The sequence below is a fragment of the Kitasatospora sp. NPDC059817 genome (assembly GCF_042731835.1).
GTDB lineage: Bacteria > Actinomycetota > Actinomycetes > Streptomycetales > Streptomycetaceae > Kitasatospora.
In genome coordinates this window covers 24,903-25,853 of sequence record NZ_JBHWIR010000014.1, presented here as the reverse complement: position 1 = coordinate 25,853, position 951 = coordinate 24,903, and the positions used below count along the sequence as shown (strand labels likewise).

At 70.5% G+C, this 951-nt stretch carries 1 pseudogene; it reads right to left on the bottom strand.

Annotation, left to right across the window (positions count from 1 at the left end):
• Window positions 1-80: 80 nt before the first annotated feature.
• Window positions 81-529 (bottom strand): annotated as a pseudogene (locus tag ACFV61_RS05255) (M18 family aminopeptidase); the annotation flags it as partial.
• Window positions 530-951: the final 422 nt, after the last annotated feature.

Sequence of the window (951 nt, the reverse complement as noted above, 5' to 3'; positions counted from 1 at the left end):
GGGGTTGGTGGCTGTCTCTCCGGCGTGTGTGCTCGGGGGGGCGCGGGTGTGCGGGCGGGGGCGCCCCCCCCCCCCGGGGAGCGCCCTGCGGCACGCGCCGCGAGCTGCCGTCCTTCAGCGCGAGGCGGCCGGAGAGCCCGAGGTCACGGTCCAGCCAGGTGTTCAGCGGGACGCCGCCGTAGATCTCCACGGCGACCTGGCGCCAGCCGGCCGAGCCGGTGTCCGGCACTGGCTTGACCCGCAGGTTCGGCGAGTCGGTGTGGGTACCGACCACCCGGAACGGGGTCTCGGGGCGGGCGCTCTCCGGCAGGTACCAGGCGATCAGGGCGCCGCCCCGGATCAGGTAACGGCCGCCGGCGGCGCCGTCCCAGACGTCGGTCTCGGCGACCTGCCGGAAGCCTGCCTTCTCCAGCCGCTCGGCGGCGCTCGCGACCGCGTGGTACGGGGACGGCGAGGTGCCGAGGAACGCGATCAGATCGTCGCTGTGCGTCCGGTCGAAGAATGCCTGGCGGGCGGCGGCGGTCGACATACTGCTCCTGAGTCGAGGGAGGGCTGAAGCCGGATGGGGAGTCGGCTTCGCACCTTGAGCATATGCCCGTACACGGACAGGGAATTCGGAACCTCCCAACGGATGCAGAACGAGGACACAACCGTGAAGTGACGCCGTGCCGAACTCCGTACACCCAGAGATCCGCCCCGGTCGCGGACGGTCATCGCCATGCCCGACACCGTGCCGCCGGCCCCGTGCAACAGGTGCGAAACGGGCGAACTCGGCGACGGGTGCGGGGCGGCGAACGGGCGGCGCGCGGGACCGCGAACGGACAGCGTGCAGGGCGGCGGACGGGCGGCAACGCCGAAGGGGGGGGGGGGTGGGGGGGGGCGAGCAAAGGGAGTGTGTGTGTGTCAGATTAGAGGTATAAAAAAAAAAAAAACCCAAAAAAAAAACAAAAG